This window comes from Mycobacterium sp. ABE4_509 (assembly GCF_056160785.1).
This window is the reverse complement of the sequence record NZ_JBSWXU010000118.1, coordinates 1-17,234: the sequence shown is the minus strand read 5'-3', so window position 1 is coordinate 17,234 and position 17,234 is coordinate 1. Positions and strand designations below refer to the sequence as shown.

The following is a 17,234-nucleotide window of genomic DNA, read 5'->3' as shown; positions in this document are numbered from 1 at the left end:
GCGCTGGCCGACGCCGCCGAACGCGCACCGCGGCCGGGCCGGGAGGCCGCCGAGAACGAGCTGTCGGCCGCCCTGGCGTGGGTGGATCCGGCGTCGCTGCCGCTGCCGCTGGTCGCCGAACTGGCCGACGCCGAGGCGCGGTTGCTGCTGGCGAGGCGGTTCCACAACGATGCGGTCCGCGACACCCTCGCGTTGCGCGAACGGCCGCTGGTTCGGACCCTGCGCCTGGGCGGGACCGCCGCGTTGCCAAGCTATTTCGAGATCGCCGAGGGGGGTGAGGTGTCCACCCGGGAGGCCGCCCCGGTGAGCCGGCGCACGTCGGCCCGGGTGATCCTGCTCGACCCCGCCGGGGCGGTGCTGCTGCTGTGTGGCTCCGATCCGGCCAGCGGGGTCGTGCCGGCGCCGCGCTGGTGGTTCACCATCGGCGGCGCGGTGCAGGCCGGCGAGTCGCTGGCGCAGGCCGCGGCGCGTGAACTCGAAGAGGAGACCGGGCTGCGGGTGGCGCACGGTGAGCTGATCGGCCCGCTCTGGCGCCGGGAGGCCGTGATCGACTTCAACGGTTCGGTGATCCGCAGTGTGGAGATGTACTTCGTGTACCGCACCGACCGTTTCGAGCCCTCCGAAGCGGGCCGTTCGGGGCTGGAACGGACCTACATCCATGCCCACCGGTGGTGCGATGCGACAATGATCGCCGAACTGGTCGCCACCGGCGAGTCGGTTTACCCGCTCCAGCTGGGAGAACTGCTCGGCGAGGCGAACGCTCTGGCTGACGCACCGGATGCGGCGTCGGACCGAGCGTTGCAGTCGATCAGGTGAGGCCAACGGGTGATCCTCACGTGTGCGCGCGGATCGAATGCGTTTGCCGCCACATCTAGACTGGATCGGTAGCGATGTGAGGAGATAGGTGTGGAATCCCAACTGTCGAGTGAAGGGCTGGGGACGTTCCCCTCGCAGGCTGATGGCCTGACCACTCGGGGGACCGCGCGGGTCAAGCGCGGCATGGCCGAGATGCTCAAGGGCGGCGTGATCATGGACGTGGTCACCCCGGAACAGGCGCGGATCGCCGAGGGCGCCGGCGCGGTGGCGGTGATGGCGCTGGAGCGGGTCCCGGCCGACATTCGGGCCCAGGGCGGGGTGTCGCGGATGAGTGACCCCGACATGATCGAGGGCATCATCGACGCGGTCACGATCCCGGTGATGGCCAAGGCGCGGATCGGCCACTTCGTCGAGGCGCAGATCCTGCAGAGCCTCGGTGTGGACTACATCGACGAGTCCGAGGTGCTCACCCCGGCCGACTACGCCCACCACATCGACAAGTGGAAGTTCACCGTGCCGTTCGTGTGCGGGGCCACCAACCTGGGCGAGGCGTTGCGCCGCATCACCGAAGGGGCGGCGATGATCCGGTCCAAGGGCGAGGCGGGAACCGGTGACGTGTCCAACGCCACCACCCACATGCGCAGGATCGGTGGTGAGATCCGCCGGCTGACGTCGCTGTCCGAGGACGAGTTGTACGTCGCGGCCAAGGAACTGCAGGCACCGTATGACCTGGTCGCCGAGGTGGCCCGGGCCGGCAAGCTGCCCGTGACGTTGTTCACCGCCGGTGGCATCGCCACCCCGGCGGACGCGGCGATGATGATGCAGCTCGGCGCCGAGGGGGTGTTCGTCGGTTCGGGCATCTTCAAGGCGGGCAACCCGGCCGAGCGCGCTGCGGCGATCGTCAAGGCCACCACCTTCTTCGACGATCCCGATGTGCTGGCCAAGGTGTCGCGGGGCCTGGGGGAGGCCATGGTCGGCATCAACGTCGACGACATTCCGCAGCCGCACCGCCTCGCCGAACGCGGCTGGTAGCGCCAACCGATGGCGATCGAGGAGATCCTCGACCTCGAGCAACTCGAAGTCAACATCTACCGCGGTGGGGTGTTCAGCCCCGAATCTGGTTTTCTGCAACGCACATTCGGCGGGCACGTCGCGGGGCAGTCGCTGGTGTCGGCGGTGCGGACGGTGGATCCGAAGTTCCAGGTGCACTCGTTGCACGGTTACTTCCTGCGGCCCGGCGACGCCCGTGCCCCGTCGGTGTATCTGGTGGAGCGGCTGCGTGACGGCGGATCGTTCGTGACCCGGCGGGTCAACGCGATCCAGCACGGCGAGACCATCTTCTCCATGTCGGCGTCGTTTCAGACCGACCAGAGCGGGATCGAGCACCAGGACGCGTTCCCGCCGGCGCCGCCACCCGACGACATCCCCGACTTCAAGGCCACCAGCCGGGTGTTCGACGACGCCAGCTTCCGCCAGTTCGACGAGTGGGATGTCCGGATCGTGCCGCGCGGGCAGCTCGAGGTGCGGGAGGGCAAGGCCTCCCAGCAGCAGGTCTGGTTCCGCCACCGCGACCCGTTGCCCGACGACCATGTGCTGCACATCTGTGCGCTGGCATACATGAGCGACCTGACCCTGCTGGGGTCGGCGCAGGTCAACCACATCGAGGAGCGCAAGCATCTGATGGTCGCCTCGCTCGACCACGCGATGTGGTTCATGCGGGCTTTCCGGGCAGACGAGTGGCTGCTCTACGACCAGTCCTCACCGTCGGCGTGCGGCGGGCGCTCACTGACCCAGGGCAAGATCTTCAACCGCTACGGCGAGATGGTCGCCGCGGTGATGCAGGAGGGGCTGACCCGCTATCCTCGCGACTTCGCCCCTGAGCGCAGGTGAGCGCCCGTATCGGGGTGCTCGCGTTGCAGGGGGACACCCGCGAGCACCTGGCCGCGCTGGGCGCCGCCGGCGCCGAGGCGCTGACCGTGCGGCGGCGTGCCGAGCTGGATTCGGTCGACGCGTTGGTGATCCCCGGCGGGGAGTCCACCACGATGAGCCATCTGCTGCGGGAGTTCGACCTGCTCGAGCCGCTGCAGGCCCGGCTCGCCGACGGGATGCCGGCCTACGGGTCGTGTGCCGGGATGATCCTGCTGGCCTCCGAGATCCTCGACGCCGGTGCCGCGGGGCGCGAGGCCACGCCGCTGAAGGCGATCGATATGACGGTGCGGCGCAACGCATTCGGACGTCAGGTCGACTCCTTCGAGGAGGATCTGACTTTCGGTGGGCTGGAGGGGCCGGTGCATGCGGTGTTCATCCGGGCGCCGTGGGCCGAGCGGGTGGGTGGCGATGTGCAGGTGTTGGCCAGTGCGGCCGGTCATCCGGTGGCGGTCCGGCAGGGCCGCAGCCTGGCCACGGCGTTCCATCCGGAGATGACCGGCGACCGCCGGGTGCACGCGCTGTTCGTCGACATCGTCGCCGGCCGCATGTGATTTCGGTGTGCTTATCGTCGCTGTGCGCCGACAAGCACACCGAAATCGCTAGGTCTGCGGGGGCAGGACGTGCTCGCCGGTCTTGTCGGTCGACAGCGCCAGCGAGCTGATGTAGCCGCCTTTGGCCGACGCGAGCATGTCGGGGCGCTCGAAGTCGTGGTTGGAGACCTGGCAGGTCAGCAGATGGTCGGACGGGTTGCCGTACTCGTCGTACATCGGCAGGTCGACGCCGTCGTCGGTGCGACGCAGGTAGTACCTGCCTTTGGTGGCGATCGCGAGAATCGGCGGCAGGACCAGACCGAGGGCCATGGCGACCAGCGGGGAGTAGGGCCGGATGGTTTCGCCCAGCACCCCGAAGAACGTCAGCAGCGACACCCCGGCGGCCACGATCAGCGACACGAACCCGACCGGGTTGATCGCGTACAGCATTCCGCGCCGGAACTCCGGATGCATCGGCGAGAGCTTGAGCAGCATCTTGTTGAACACGATGTCGGAGGCCACCACCACGACCCAGGCGATGCCGCAGTTGGCGTAGAAGCCCAGGATGGTGTTGAGGAAGGAAAACATGTTGGCTTCCATCAGGATCAGCGCGATCAACAGGTTGAACGCCAGGAACACCAGCCGTCCGGGGTAGTGCTTGGTGACCCGGGTGAACGAGTTCGTCCACGCCAGCGAGCCGGAGTAGGCGTTGGTGACGTTGATCTTGACCTGGCTTATCACGACGAGGATCACCGCCAACGTCATGGCCAGCCAGGGCGGCAGGAAGTTGCGGTAGATCTCCAGGAACTGGTGCACGGGTTCGTTGGCGTTGGCGACGGAGCCGCCGAAGACGTTGGCGATCAGATACACCGCCAGGAACAGCCCGACGACCTGCTTGAGCGCACCGAAGATCACCCAGCCCGGACCCGCCAGGAACATCCAGGTCCACCAGCTGCGGGCGTTCTCCGGGGTGCGGGGCGGCATGAACCGCAGGTAGTCGATCTGCTCGGCGATCTGCACGATGAGCGCCAGGCAGACGCCCGCGGCCAGCAGCGTGGAACCCAGGTCGAATCCGCCGACCCCGTTCTCGCCCTGGTAGGCGAAGAACGCGCCCACCGATTCGGGGTGGCTGATCACCAGGTAGCCGAACGGCGCGACCATCAGCACCAGCCACAGCGGGGTGGTCCAGACCTGCAGCGTGGAAAGCACTTTCATGCCGTAGATCACCAGCGGGAAGATGATGACCGTCGACAGCAGGTATCCGAGCCACAACGGTATCCCGAGGCCCAGTTCGAGGCCCTGGGCCATGATCGAGCCTTCGAGGGCGAAGAAGATGAAGGTGAACGTGGCGAAGATGACGTTGGTGACCACCGAGCCGTAGTAGCCGAATCCGCTTCCCCGGGTGATCAAGTCGAGGTCGACGTTGTAGCGCGCTGCGTAGTAGGCCAGCGGGAATCCGGTCAGCATGACCGCGACGGCGAAGATGAGGATGCCCCACAGCGCATTGGTGGTGCCGTAGGCGATACCGATGTTGGCTCCGATGGCGAAGTCGGCAAGGTAGGCGATTCCGCCCAGGGCGGAGATCCCGACCACCCGCGTGGACCATTTCCGGTAGCTGCGGGGCGCGAAGCGCAGCGTGTAGTCCTCGAGGGTCTCCTTGGTGGCCGTCATCGTGTCGAGGTCGGCCTCGACCATCTCGTTGTGCACCTCGTCGCCCAGGTCCTGGCTCATTCGAGCACGCTATGGCGGCGGTGTTTCGGAGTCGTCACACAGCCGGGTCCGCGGTGCTAACGCAACCTCTCAGCGCACCGAGATCACCGGATGGGCAGGCCGGTGATCGCGCGGCCCATCACCAGACGCTGGATCTCGCTGGTGCCCTCGAAGATGGTGAAGATCTTGGCGTCTCGGTGCATCCGTTCGACGGGGTACTCCCGGGTGTAGCCGTTGCCGCCCAGGATCTGGATCGCCTCGTCGGTGACGTACACGGCGGTTTCGCTGGCCACCAGCTTGGCCATCGACCCCTCCGCCGAGGTGAACTCCTTGCCGTTGCGGGCCATCCAGGCCGCTCGGTGCACGAGCAGGCGGGCCGCGTCGACGCGGGCCTTCATGTCGGCCAGCTTGAACGCGACGGCCTGGAAATCGCCGATCTTGCGGCCGAACTGCTCGCGCTCGCACGCGTAGTCGCGGGCGTACTCGTAGGCGGCGCGGGCGACCCCGACGGCCATCGCGCCGACGGTGGGCCGGGTGCGTTCGAAGGTGGCCATCGCGGCCTGCCCGGCGGCTTTCCTGCCTTCCCGGACCTTGGCGATGCGGGCGTCGAAGCGCTCCTTGCCGCCGACGATCAGCGAGCCGGGGATGCGGACGTCGTCGAGGACCACCTCGGCGGTGTGTGAGGCGCGGATGCCGTGCTTGAGGAACTTCTGGCCCTGGCTGAGGCCCTTGGTGGCGGGCGGGATGATGAACGAGGCCTGCCCGCGGCTGCCCAGCTCCGGGTACACCGAGGCCACCACCACGTGGATGTTGGCGATGCCGCCGTTGGTGGCCCATGTCTTGGTCCCGTTGAGCACCCACTCGTCGGTGGCCTCGTCGTAGCGGGCCCGGGTCAGGATCGCCCCGACGTCCGATCCGGCTCCCGGCTCCGAGGAGCAGAAGGCGGCGACCTGCGGCTCGTTCACCGTGCCGAACATCTGCGGGACCCACTCGCCGACCTGTTCGGGCGTCCCGTTGGCGGCGACGGAGGCCGCGGCCAGGCCGGTGCCCAGGATGGACAGCCCGATGCCGGCGTCCCCCCAGAACATCTCCTCGAAGACCACGACCATGCCCAGGCCAGAGGGCTCGGCGGCCTGCTCGGCGAACATCTCCATGGAGTACAGGCCCACCTTGGCCGCCTCCTGGATGATCGGCCACGGGGTTTCCTCCCGCTCGTCCCACTCCGCGGCGGCGGGGCGGACGACATCGGCGGCGAACTCGTGCACCCAGTCGCGGATGTGGACGAGGTCGGGGGACAAGTCCAGGGAGAACGTCATGACCGAAGATCTTACTCTGGAGTAAGTTCAGCTCGGAATCAGATGTGTCCTACCTAACACTCGGGCGGGTGGAGCGAGATCGAAGGCGATCTCGGGTGCTCCTCGGAGCCGACGTAAACTGATCGATCGGACTTGTTGAACGAGAGCTGAGGTAGTACCTGCATGAGCGGCCATTCCAAGTGGGCCACCACCAAACACAAGAAGGCCGTCATCGACGCCCGCCGCGGCAAGATGTTCGCGAAGCTGATCAAGAACATCGAGGTCGCCGCCCGTGTCGGCGGCGGTGATCCGGCGGGCAACCCCACGCTCTACGACGCCATCCAGAAAGCCAAGAAGAGTTCGGTACCCAACGACAACATCGAGCGGGCCCGCAAGCGGGGCAGCGGTGAAGAGGCCGGCGGCGCCGACTGGCAGAACATCACCTACGAGGGGTACGGACCCAACGGGGTCGCCGTGCTCGTCGAGTGCCTGACCGACAACCGCAACCGCGCCGCCGGCGAGGTCCGGGTGGCGATGACCCGAAACGGCGGCAACATGGCCGATCCGGGGTCGGTGGCCTATCTGTTCTCCCGCAAGGGAGTGGTGACGCTGGACAAGAACGGTCTCTCCGAAGAGGACGTGTTGGCCGCGGTGCTCGACGCCGGCGCAGAGGATGTCAACGACCTCGGTGAGAGCTTCGAGATCATCTCCGAGCCAACCGATCTGGTGGCGGTGCGGACCGCGTTGCAGGACGCCGGCATCGACTACGAGTCCGCCGACGCCAGCTTCCAGCCGTCGGTGACGGTGCCGGTGGACCTCGAGGCCGCGCGCAAGATCCTCAAGCTCGTCGACGCGCTGGAGGACAGCGACGACGTCCAGGATGTCTACACCAACATCGACATCCCCGACGACGTCGCCGCAGCGCTCGACGAGGACTGAGCTCCCGGGCTCAGCTGCCGGTGGGGAATCCCCTGATCGCGGCGGCGGTGCGCTCGGGTTGGTCGAGCATGACCAGCACGTAGGCGTCCTCGATCAGCTGAAACCCGCCCTGGGGCAGTAGTTCGGCCAGCCGGCACCGGTTACGCCGACATGTGCCCAGTGGCGAGTGTGTCGGCCGAGGTCGCCGACAGCGTCGAGGAGCTGCGCCGGGTCTGCGCCGACGTCTTCGCCGGCTGGATCGACGGCGGTACCGACTACTTCCGCGCCCGCGGGCTCGAGCAGGCGCTCGCCCGCGAGGTCACGATCGCCCTCGTCGGCGCGCTCGAGGGTGCGTTCCTGCTCGCCCGCGCCCTGCGCACGACCGAGTCGTTGCTGGTGGCCGGCCAGACTCTGGCGCCGCGGTACCGGGGCGTCGCACTGGCGCCGCCGCTGGGCGTCGGAGCCGGCGGCGGGCAGCGGTGAGCGCGTGTCCCTGTCCAGGATCGTCGGCTGCAGCCGCTAGGCTCTCGAACAAATGTTCTCGATGAGAGGTTTGTCGTGCGGGTGATGGGAGTCGACCCCGGGCTGACCAGGTGCGGGCTGTCGATCATCCAGAGTGGGCAGGGCCGGCAGGTGGTCGCTCTCGACGTCGACGTGGTGCGCACTCCCGCCGAGCAGCCGCTGCAGAAGCGACTGCTCACCATCTCCGACACCGTCGAGCACTGGATGGACACCCACCTGCCCGACGTCATCGCCATCGAGCGGGTGTTCTCCAATCAGAACGCCAACACCGCGATGGGCACCGCCCAGGCCGGCGGGGTGATCGCACTGGCCGCCGCCCGCCGGGACATCGACGTCCACTTCCACACCCCCAGCGAGGTCAAGGCCGCGGTCACCGGCAACGGGCGGGCCGGCAAGTCGCAGGTCACCGAAATGGTGACCAGAATTCTCGAGCTTCAACAGAAACCGACTCCGGCCGACGCGGCCGACGCGCTCGCGCTGGCGATCTGTCACTGCTGGCGGGCGCCGATGATCGCCCGGATGGCCGCCGCCGAGGCGATGGCCGCCGAGCAGCGCCGCAAATACCAGGCACGGCTGAAGGCGGCCCGCGCATGATCGCCGCGGTGCGCGGCGAGGTGATCGACATCGCCCTCGACCACGCCGTGATCGAGGCCGCGGGCGTCGGCTACAAGGTGATGGCCACCCCGGCCACGCTGGCCACGCTGCGCCGCGGCGCCGAAGCGCGGCTGATCACCGCGATGATCGTGCGGGAAGATTCGATGACTCTCTACGGGTTCGCCGACGGTGATGCCCGCGACCTGTTCTCGACGCTGCTCGGGGTGTCGGGCATCGGGCCCAGCATCGCGCTCGGCGCGCTCGCGATGTACGACGGCCCGAAGCTGCGCCAGGCGATCGGGGACGGCGATGTCACCGCACTGACCCGAATCCCCAAGGTGGGCAAGAAGACCGCCGAGCTGCTGGTGCTGACCCTGCGGGACAAGGTGGGTGCGGCGGTGTCCGGCGGCGGCGTCGGGTCGACCGGCGGGTTCACCGTGCGCGGGCCGGTGGTCGAGGCGCTCGTCGGGCTCGGCTTCGCGCAGAAGCAGGCCGAGGAGGCCACCGACAAGGTGCTCGCCGACGACCCGGACGCCACCCAGTCGGCGGCGCTGCGGGCCGCGCTGTCGATGCTGGGGAAGAAGTGAGATGGGCCGGTTCCCGGGAGACCACGAGCCGGACTCCGACGACGCCGAACGCGAGGTCTCGCCGGCGCTGACGGTGGGCGAGGGCGACATCGACGCCAGCCTGCGGCCCCGTTCGCTGGGTGAGTTCATCGGCCAGCCCCGGGTGCGTGAACAGCTCCAGCTGGTGATCGAGGGCGCGAAGAACCGCGGCGGTGCTCCCGACCACATCCTGTTGTCCGGGCCGCCGGGGCTGGGCAAGACCTCACTGGCGATGATCATCGCCGCCGAACTGGGTTCCTCGCTGCGGGTCACCTCGGGTCCGGCGCTGGAGCGTGCCGGCGATCTGGCCGCGATGCTGTCCAACCTGGTCGAGCACGATGTGTTGTTCATCGACGAGATCCATCGCATCGCGCGTCCCGCAGAAGAGATGCTCTACCTGGCGATGGAGGACTTCCGTGTCGACGTCGTCGTCGGCAAAGGGCCTGGCGCGACGTCGATTCCGTTGGAGGTGGCGCCGTTCACCCTGGTGGGCGCCACCACCAGGTCCGGTGCGCTGACCGGGCCGCTGCGCGACAGGTTCGGCTTCACCGCGCACATGGATTTCTACGAGCCGACCGAACTGGAGCGGGTGCTGACCCGTTCGGCGGGCATCCTGGGCATCGATCTGGGCGCCGATGCGGCCGCCGAGATCGCCCGCCGCTCCCGTGGCACGCCGCGGATCGCCAACCGCTTGCTGCGTCGCGTCCGCGACTACGCCGAGGTGCGTGCCGACGGAGTCATCACCCGCGACATCGCCAAGTACGCGCTCGAGGTGTACGACGTCGACGAACTCGGCCTCGACCGACTCGACCGGGCGGTGCTGTCGGCACTGACCCGCAGTTTCGGCGGCGGTCCGGTCGGGGTGTCCACGCTGGCCGTCGCGGTCGGTGAGGAGGCCACCACGGTCGAGGAGGTGTGCGAGCCCTTTCTGGTGCGAGCCGGGATGATCGCGCGGACCCCGCGGGGAAGGGTGGCCACCGCGCTGGCGTGGACGCACCTGGGGATGACGCCGCCCAGCGGCGCGGCCGGGCTGGGTCAGCAGGGGCTCTTCGACGACTAGTGCGGGGTGGGAGGCACCGGCGTCGCCGGCTGCGGGCTGACCCGAAACTGGTTGCCGCCGGCACGTTTCGCTTCGTACATCGCCATGTCCGCGGCGTGGATCACCTCGTCGAGCACGATGTTCAGCGCGGCTTCGGACACCGCGGCGCTCGTGGCGAGCCCGACACTGGCCGTGACCCCCCACGGAGTCGAGGTCACCGACCGGCAGAGCCGCTCGGCAACGTCGTGCTGCTCACTCGGTGACCCGTCGCCGAGTCGCAACGCGACGAGGAATTCCTCGCCGCCGACGCGCGCGACGACCGATATCGCCGGTTCGACGTCACGCAGCGCGTGACCGACCGCGGTCAGTATCCGGTCGCCCACCGCGTGGCCGCGGGTGTCGTTGATGAGCTTGAAGTTGTCCAGATCGACCATCGCGACCGCGATGCACGCGTCGTCCTCGGCGACATCGCTCACCAGCGTGGCGCGCACCGACTCCACGAACCCGCGCCGGTTGGGCAGCCCGGTCAGCGGGTCGGCGAACGCATCGTTGGCATCGGCGGTCATCAGGTGGATCAACATCTGCGCGATGACGGGAACCAGCAACAACGTGGGCAGCACCCCGATGCTGTGCCCGAGCGCCATCAACGCATCGCCGTGTGCCACGCGGAACGAGACCACGACCGTCGTCGCCATGGCCACCGCGAGCACGGAGCTCAGCAGCCGCGCCGAATGGAACAGCGCGAGATACCCGGCCAGCGGTGCGAACGCCGTCCCGACGAACACCCCGGCAGCCGGGTCGGTGGCGATGAGGCCCCCGGCCATCACGCAGGCGGCGGCCAGCAGTGAGAACGCCACCGATTGGCCCCGACTGGGCCAGTGGGTCAACCACAGCACGGCCACCGAGGTGCAGCCGATGCTGATGGCGATCGACACCACCGTCGCGGTGGTCCCTTTCGGCCCGGCGGGGCTGGCCAGCATCACCGGCGGGACCACGGCGAACAGCGCCATGACCGCGGCGATCAGATGGCGGGCGGGCCGCTGGAGTCCGCGGGATCGCAGATATCCCGACAGCGCCTCGTACTGGCTGGGCGATCTCCACCACTGCGCGAGCTGGAGCACGGCCGAGACCTCCCCAGTGTTCCGGTCGTCGGTGGTCGCGACCGCGGACGGTTCAGATATTCGGCCGAGGAGCCAATTCTGCGAGGCGATGCTATACCGAGCCGCTGCTGCACGGCTGCCCGGACCCGGCCACTGTGCGCTGTCGGCCGATTACCGGGGCACGGCCAGGGGTACCCGCTGGGCATGACCAAGGAGGTAATCATGGCTGACACATCCACCCGGTCTCGCGCCGGTGCGCTGCACATTCCGCGCAGCCGTGGCGCGGCCAGCGGGATCCTGGTGATCGTCCTGGGCGCCTGGGGTGCCCTGGCGCCCTTCGTCGGGCCGTATTTCAACTTCGCGTTCAGCCCCGATCAGGCCTGGGTATGGACCGCGGGCCGGGGCTGGCTGGAGGTCCTGCCCGGGGTGGTCGCGGTGCTCGGCGGACTGCTGATGCTGGCGTCGCGCAACCGGGCCACCGCCATGCTCGGCACCTGGATGGCCATCGCCGCCGGAGCCTGGTTCGTGATCGGGCGTGCACTGGCGGGTCCGCTCGGACTCGGCGAGGTCGGCGTGCCCATCGCGACCTCCGAGGCGCAGCGCGTGTGGCTCGAGCTGACGTACTTCTACGGGCTCGGCGCCGCGATCGTGTTCCTGGGTGCGCTGGCGCTGGGCCGGTTGTCGGTGCGCTCCCCGCGCGACATCGCCTACGCCGAAACCCGCGCACATGACGGGCAGACCCACAGCGCGCTCACCGACGACGACCACACCACGGTGACAGAGTCAGGCAGAACCCCGCTGCGAGAGAGGCTTTCGTCGCTGTTCCATCGGCGCGGGCACCACGGCGGCGACCACAAACTCGCTGCCTAGCCGATACGGGGCCGCGCAGCGCCGCTGCCGCGGTCTCGGTCCGCGACGCTCTCGGCGGGCGCGCAGCACAGCCGGTTGCCCCCCGCGCGCTTGGCCTCGTACATCGCGGCGTCGGCGGAGGCGACCAGCTGATCGAGCAGTTCGCGGGCCTGTTCCGGGTCGGCCGGCATCGAACGGGTGACCCCGATGCCGACGCTGGCGGTCACCGCGGGATCGGCCTGGATGACCGCGGCGAGCAGTCGTTCGCCCAGGTCCGAGACCGGGCCGCGGCCGACCTCGGCGACCAGGAACTCCTCACCCCCGATCCGGGCCTCCACCGAGCCGTCGGCGCTGGCCCCCTGCAGGCGGGCGCCCACCGAGACCAGCAGGTGGTCCCCGGCGTCGTGGCCGAGGGTGTCGTTGACCTTCTTGAAGTGGTCGAGGTCGACCAGCGCCACGGCCAGCTGCTCGTCACGGTCGCCGCGAGCCATCCGGGCGGCGAGCCCCCGCACGGCCAGATAGAAGCCACGCCGGTTCAGCAGTCCGGTCAGCGGATCGGTCGTCGAACTCTGGGCGTCCGCGCCGAGCTGGCGCACCAGGATCTGGACCGCGAACGGAAACGACACCATCGCGATCAGCACCGCGGGCAGCGTTCCGAGCAGCATCACCGCGTTGCCGCTGACCGCCATCCGCGCCTGGGTCACCGACGTGGTGACCAGCGCGCCCAGCACGACGATCGCCATCGCCCGCGCGCTGTGAAAGAACGCCACATAGCCGCCCAGGATCCCGAAACCCGACGCCCCCAGCATGGCCAGTACCGCCGACGGGTGCACCAGGCAGGTGACTGCCATCGCGGTGGCCGAGCTGAACACGAACCACACCGACAGCGCGCGGGTGGGCCACCGGTACAGCCAGCACCCCGCGGCCGTGACCGCGAAGGCCCCGATGGTCACCGCAACCACGTCGACAGAGACGCCGGTCGGGCGGTCCGAGGCGGCGAGGATCGCGACCGCGGCCATTCCGTAGCTGACCAGAATGCCCGCCATCACCCATTGCAGCGGACGCTGCAACCGGCGCGCAGCAAGGTAGGCCGACATCTGCTGGTGCCGGTCGTTCATCCGCCACCAGCGGCGAAGGGCGCGCGCCAAGACCACCAGGGAATGGTATGGGCAACGGCACCCCAGTTCTCGGCGCCGCGCGCAGGGCCTGCGCTAGCCGGTGTAGGCCATCACGTGCTTGATCCGGGTGTAGTCCTCCAGCCCGTACATCGAGAGGTCCTTGCCGTGCCCGGAGGACTTGAACCCGCCGTGGGGCATCTCGGCGACCAGCGGAATATGGGTGTTGATCCAGACGCAGCCGAAATCCAGCGCATTGGACACCCGCAGCGCCCGGGACACATCCTTGGTCCACACCGACGAAGCCAGACCGAACTCGACGCCGTTGGCCCAGGCGATCGCCTCGTCCTCGTCGGTGAACGACTGGACGGTGATGACCGGTCCGAAGATCTCCTGCTGGATCATCCGATCGTCCTGGTGCAGGCCGCCGACCACGGTGGGCTCGATGTAGAAACCCTTGTCGCCCTGCCGGGCGCCGCCGACGGCCACGGTGGCGTGGGCGGGGACATCGGCGAAGAACGACAGCACCCGCTCCATCTGATTGACGTTGTTGACCGGCGGCACCCAGGCGTCCTCGTCGTCGGCCGGGCGGCCGAACGTCGTCGTGGCGCCCTTGGCCTGCTCGGCCAGGGCAGCGGTCAGATCCGCGGCGATCGAGGCCGAGGCCAGCACCCGGGTGGCGGCCGTGCAGTCCTGGCCGGCGTTGAAGTACGCCGCGGTGGCGATCCCTTCGGCGGCCGCGGCCAGGTCGGCGTCGTCGAAGACGACGACCGGGGCCTTGCCGCCCAACTCGAGGTGGGTCCGCTTCAGGTTGCCGCCGGCGCTGACTGCGACCGCCTTGCCCGCGGCGACGGAACCGGTGATGGCGACCATCTCCGGGGTCGGGTGGGCGACCAGGTTGGCGCCGGTGACCCGGTCGCCGGTGACGACGTTCAGCACGCCCGGGGGCAGATGCCTGGCCGCCAGCTCGGCGAGCATCACGGTGCTCACCGGGGTGGTGTCGCTGGGCTTGATCACCACCGTGTTGCCCGCCGCGATCGCCGGACAGATCTTCCAGATGGCCATCATCATCGGGTAGTTCCACGGCGCGACCTGCCCGATCACCCCGACCGGTTCGCGGCGGATCCAGGAGGTGTGATCGGCCATGTACTCGCCGGCCGATCTGCCCTCCAGCACCCGGGCCGCCCCGGCGAAGAACCGCATCTGGTCGACCATCGGCGGAATCTCCTCGGCCATGGTGACGTGATTGGGCTTTCCGCAGTTGCGCCCCTCGGCGGCCACCAGATCCGCGGCGGCCTTCTCGACCTCGTCGGCGAAGTCGAGCAGTGCCTTCTGCCGTTGTGACGGGGTGGTCTTCTTCCAGTCCTTGAACGCCTTGGCGGCCGCGGCGTAGGCGGTGTCGATGTCCTGCTCATTGGAAACAGGTGCGGTGCCGTACTGCTCGCCGGTGCTCGGATCGACCAGCGGCATGGTGGCGCCGCTCGACGAGTCGACGAGCTCGCCGTCGATGAAGTTGCGAACCGTGGTCATGGATGTGCTCCCTTGGTCGTTGGGTGATCGCGGTCGTCGGGTGATCGCGGCGTTCTACAGGTCGCGCAGGATGAGTTCGAGGACGTCGAGGCCTTCGAGGAGGAGGTCGTCGCTGATGGTCAGCGGCGGCAGGAACCGCAGCACGTTGCCGAAGGTGCCGCACGACAGCACGATCACGCCGGCCCGGTGCGCGGCGGCGCACAGTTTCTTCGTCAAGTCGGGGTCCGGCGCGGTGGTGCCGGGTTTGACCAGCTCGACGGCGATCATCGCGCCGCGCCCGCGGACGTCGCCGATGCGGTCGTCCTCGGCCTGCAGCCGGAACAGCTTGTCTTTCATCAACGTCTCGATCGCGGCGGCACGCGCCACGAGGCCGTCGGCCTCGATGGTCTCGATGGTGGCCAGCGCGGCCGCACAGGCCACCGGATTTCCGCCGTAGGTGCCGCCCAGCCCGCCGACGTGCGGGGCGTCCATCACCTCGGCCCGCCCGGTCACCGCCGACAGCGGCATTCCGTCGGCGATGCCCTTGGCGGTGACGATCAGGTCCGGAACGATTCCCTCGTGCTCGCAGGCGAACATCGCTCCGGTGCGGGCGAAACCCGTCTGGACCTCGTCGGCGATGAACACCACCCCGTTGGTGTGGCACCAGGACAGCAGGGTCGGCAGGAAGCCCTCGGCCGGAACGATGAAGCCGCCTTCGCCCTGGATGGGCTCGATGATGACCGCGGCGAGGTTCTGTGCACCCACCTGCTTGTCCATCACGTCGATGGCCCGGCGCGCGGCGAGTTCGCCGTCGGTGGCCAGTTCCTTGCCGAACTCGGCGTCGCGGAACGGGTAGGACAGTGGCGCGCGGTAGATCTCCGGGGCGAACGGCCCGAAGCCGTGCTTGTAGGGCATCGATTTGGCGGTCAGCGCCATCGTCAGGTTGGTGCGGCCGTGGTAGGCGTGGTCGAACGAGACCACGGCCTGCCTGCCGGTGTAGGTCCGGGCGATCTTGACGGCGTTCTCGACGGCCTCCGAGCCGGAGTTGAACAGGGCGGAGCGCTTCTCGCCGGTGCCGGGAGTGAGCCGGTTGAGCTCTTCGGCGACGGCGACGTAGCCCTCGTACGGGGTCACCATGAAGCAGGTGTGGGTGAATCTGGCGCTCTGCTCGGCCACCGCCTCGACCACCCGGGGGGAGGAGTTGCCGATGGTGGTGACCGCGATGCCGGAGCCCAGGTCGATCAACCGGTTGCCGTCGACGTCCTCGACGATGCCGCCGAATGCGCGTGCGGCGTAGACGGGCATGGTGTTTCCCACCCCGCCGGACACCGCGGCGTTCTTGCGTGCGATCAGGTCCGCAGACCGTGGTCCCGGGATGGCGGTGGCGAGGTGGCGGCTCTGCTCGACGGTGCTCACTGGCGACCTCCCTGGACGTCCTACCTGCGGAGATGATGCGGAGAACACGACGATTGCCGCATTGCGGTTGAGCCTAGCCGCTCTGTGCATCGATCCGTCGAGAACACCGTCAGTTTATGGCGGAATCAATCGTCTCGCCTTCTGAAGGCAACGGAATTCGTCGGTCCGCGAGCGGGGTGGTGCGCAACCTGCCGCCGCAGGTCTGCGACCGCCCGGGATCGGGCCATGCGCAGGTGACCGGTGGCGAAAGACGTGGTCGACGGCAATGGCACACTGGTCAACGAATTCGCACACGAATGCCCCGATACGAAAGACTGTTGCCCCCATGGACCTCCTCGTCTTCCTGCCCCTGCTCATCATCATGGGCGCATTCATGTACTTCGCGTCCCGGCGTCAGAAGAAGGCGATGCAGGCAACCATCGACCTGCACAACTCGCTGGAGATCGGGGACAAGATCCACACCACCTCCGGCCTGCAGGCGACCATCACCGGGATCTCCGACGACTACGTCGACCTCGAAATCGCTCCGGGTGTGGTCACCACGTGGATGAAGCTGGCGGTCCGCGACCGCATCACCGACGACGACACCGATCTCGACTCCGATCCCGACGAGTACAGCGACTCCGCCGACGAGTTCGAGCCGCGGTCGTCGGCATCTGAGATCACGGATCGGCCCAACTCCAAAGAGTGACGACCGAGATCACAGGACAAGCACGTACCCTTTGCGGTGCTGACGAACTGATCTCGAGGAGACCCTGACACGTGGCATCGTCTTCGACGCCGGTGCACCCTGCCCGCTACCTGGTCCTGTTCCTGGTACTGCTCATCGGTGCATACCTGCTGGTGTTCCTCACCGGCGACAAGCAAGCCGACCCCAAGCTCGGTATCGACCTGCAGGGCGGCACCCGGGTCACGCTGACCGCGCGCACCCCGGACGGCAGCCCGCCCACCCGCGAGGCGCTCGACCAGGCCCAGCAGATCATCAGTGCCCGCGTCGACGGCCTCGGCGTGTCGGGCTCGGAAGTGATCATCGACGGACAGAACCTGGTCATCACCGTGCCGGGCAACGACGGCAGCGAGGCCCGCAACCTGGGCCAGACGGCCCGGCTCTACATCCGGCCGGTCGTCTACGCGATACCGAGCCAGGCCGCCCAGCCGGGTACCGAGGAGGGACCTGCCGGACTGCCCCAGGGTTCGCTTCCGGGGCTGCCGCAAGGGCTTCCGGGCATGCCGCCCGGCGCGGTGCCGGGTGCGCCCCCGGGTGCACCGCCCGGCGCGGTTCCGGGC

The 17,234-nt window shown here is 68.7% G+C and carries 16 protein-coding genes and 2 pseudogenes; 12 read left to right on the top strand and 6 right to left on the bottom strand.

Annotated features, from left to right (window positions below; genetic code table 11):
* The 4 genes from ACXAID_RS21175 to pdxT form a co-directional block, all read left to right on the top strand.
* Positions 1-816: NUDIX hydrolase (locus ACXAID_RS21175; RefSeq protein WP_475024167.1), on the top strand; the 816-nt coding region annotated here is incomplete at its 5' end.
* Positions 817-933: 117 nt separating this feature from the next.
* Entirely contained in the window at positions 934-1,848 is a 915-nt protein-coding gene (gene pdxS / locus ACXAID_RS21170) for a pyridoxal 5'-phosphate synthase lyase subunit PdxS (protein ID WP_475024169.1), read from the top strand.
* A gap of 9 nt (positions 1,849-1,857) precedes the next feature.
* Complete coding sequence (tesB, locus tag ACXAID_RS21165) at positions 1,858-2,706, top strand: acyl-CoA thioesterase II (RefSeq protein ID WP_475024166.1); 849 nt, start codon at positions 1,858-1,860, stop codon at positions 2,704-2,706.
* Positions 2,703-3,296 (top strand): pyridoxal 5'-phosphate synthase glutaminase subunit PdxT, encoded by a 594-nt coding sequence (pdxT, locus tag ACXAID_RS21160; protein ID WP_475024165.1) that lies wholly within the window; start codon positions 2,703-2,705, stop codon positions 3,294-3,296. The genes tesB and pdxT overlap by 4 nt, the downstream gene beginning before the upstream one ends.
* A gap of 48 nt (positions 3,297-3,344) precedes the next feature.
* Here the strand turns inward: pdxT and ACXAID_RS21155 are convergent, their stop codons facing one another.
* Both ACXAID_RS21155 and ACXAID_RS21150 read right to left on the bottom strand, forming a co-directional pair.
* Positions 3,345-4,970 carry a purine-cytosine permease family protein gene (locus tag ACXAID_RS21155; RefSeq protein ID WP_475024168.1) on the bottom strand — a complete coding sequence of 542 codons (1,626 nt, stop codon included), beginning with the start codon at positions 4,968-4,970 and terminating at the stop codon, positions 3,345-3,347.
* 119 nt (positions 4,971-5,089) lie between these two features.
* Complete coding sequence (locus ACXAID_RS21150; RefSeq protein WP_475024164.1) at positions 5,090-6,301, bottom strand: acyl-CoA dehydrogenase family protein; 1,212 nt, start codon at positions 6,299-6,301, stop codon at positions 5,090-5,092.
* Between the two features lie 162 nt (positions 6,302-6,463).
* On the opposite strand from ACXAID_RS21150, the gene ACXAID_RS21145 reads away from it, so the two are divergent.
* The 5 genes and pseudogenes from ACXAID_RS21145 (at position 6,464) to ruvB (ending at position 9,979) form a co-directional block, all read left to right on the top strand.
* Positions 6,464-7,219 (top strand): YebC/PmpR family DNA-binding transcriptional regulator, encoded by a 756-nt coding sequence (locus ACXAID_RS21145; RefSeq protein ID WP_475024163.1) that lies wholly within the window; start codon positions 6,464-6,466, stop codon positions 7,217-7,219.
* Positions 7,220-7,366: 147 nt separating this feature from the next.
* Positions 7,367-7,681: pseudogene (locus ACXAID_RS21140) on the top strand (LmrA/YxaF family transcription factor); the annotation flags it as partial.
* Positions 7,682-7,756: 75 nt separating this feature from the next.
* On the top strand, positions 7,757-8,314 hold the full coding sequence (gene ruvC / locus ACXAID_RS21135) for a crossover junction endodeoxyribonuclease RuvC (protein ID WP_475024162.1): 558 nt from the start codon (positions 7,757-7,759) through the stop codon (positions 8,312-8,314).
* Complete coding sequence (ruvA, locus tag ACXAID_RS21130; RefSeq protein ID WP_475024161.1) at positions 8,311-8,901, top strand: Holliday junction branch migration protein RuvA; 591 nt, start codon at positions 8,311-8,313, stop codon at positions 8,899-8,901. The genes ruvC and ruvA overlap by 4 nt, the downstream gene beginning before the upstream one ends.
* Position 8,902: 1 nt before the next feature.
* Positions 8,903-9,979 carry a Holliday junction branch migration DNA helicase RuvB gene (ruvB, locus tag ACXAID_RS21125; protein ID WP_475024160.1) on the top strand — a complete coding sequence of 359 codons (1,077 nt, stop codon included), beginning with the start codon at positions 8,903-8,905 and terminating at the stop codon, positions 9,977-9,979.
* Here the strand turns inward: ruvB and ACXAID_RS21120 are convergent.
* The gene (locus ACXAID_RS21120) at positions 9,976-11,079 is read right to left on the bottom strand and encodes a GGDEF domain-containing protein (protein ID WP_475024159.1); all 1,104 of its coding nucleotides are present in this window, start codon (positions 11,077-11,079) and stop codon (positions 9,976-9,978) included. The genes ruvB and ACXAID_RS21120 overlap by 4 nt on opposite strands.
* Positions 11,080-11,280: 201 nt before the next feature.
* Here ACXAID_RS21120 and ACXAID_RS21115 point away from each other — a divergent pair, with 201 nt between their 5' ends.
* Positions 11,281-11,928 (top strand): hypothetical protein, encoded by a 648-nt coding sequence (locus ACXAID_RS21115; RefSeq protein WP_475024158.1) that lies wholly within the window; start codon positions 11,281-11,283, stop codon positions 11,926-11,928.
* Here the strand turns inward: ACXAID_RS21115 and ACXAID_RS21110 are convergent.
* Genes ACXAID_RS21110 through gabT form a run of 3 tightly spaced genes read right to left on the bottom strand, consistent with a single transcriptional unit; the run spans position 11,925 to position 15,947 of the window.
* Entirely contained in the window at positions 11,925-13,061 is a 1,137-nt protein-coding gene (locus ACXAID_RS21110; RefSeq protein WP_475024157.1) for a GGDEF domain-containing protein, read from the bottom strand. The genes ACXAID_RS21115 and ACXAID_RS21110 overlap by 4 nt on opposite strands.
* A 57-nt stretch (positions 13,062-13,118) precedes the next feature.
* Positions 13,119-14,552, bottom strand: coding sequence for an aminobutyraldehyde dehydrogenase (locus ACXAID_RS21105; RefSeq protein WP_475024156.1), 1,434 nt, complete (start codon positions 14,550-14,552; stop codon positions 13,119-13,121).
* A gap of 54 nt (positions 14,553-14,606) precedes the next feature.
* Positions 14,607-15,947 (bottom strand): 4-aminobutyrate--2-oxoglutarate transaminase, encoded by a 1,341-nt coding sequence (gabT, locus tag ACXAID_RS21100; protein WP_475024155.1) that lies wholly within the window; start codon positions 15,945-15,947, stop codon positions 14,607-14,609.
* Between the two features lie 325 nt (positions 15,948-16,272).
* Between gabT and yajC the strand changes: the two genes are divergently transcribed.
* Positions 16,273-16,638, top strand: a complete 366-nt coding sequence (yajC, locus tag ACXAID_RS21095; RefSeq protein ID WP_475024154.1) for a preprotein translocase subunit YajC — start codon at positions 16,273-16,275, stop codon at positions 16,636-16,638.
* 71 nt (positions 16,639-16,709) lie between these two features.
* Positions 16,710-17,234: pseudogene (locus ACXAID_RS21090) on the top strand (protein translocase subunit SecD); the annotation flags it as partial.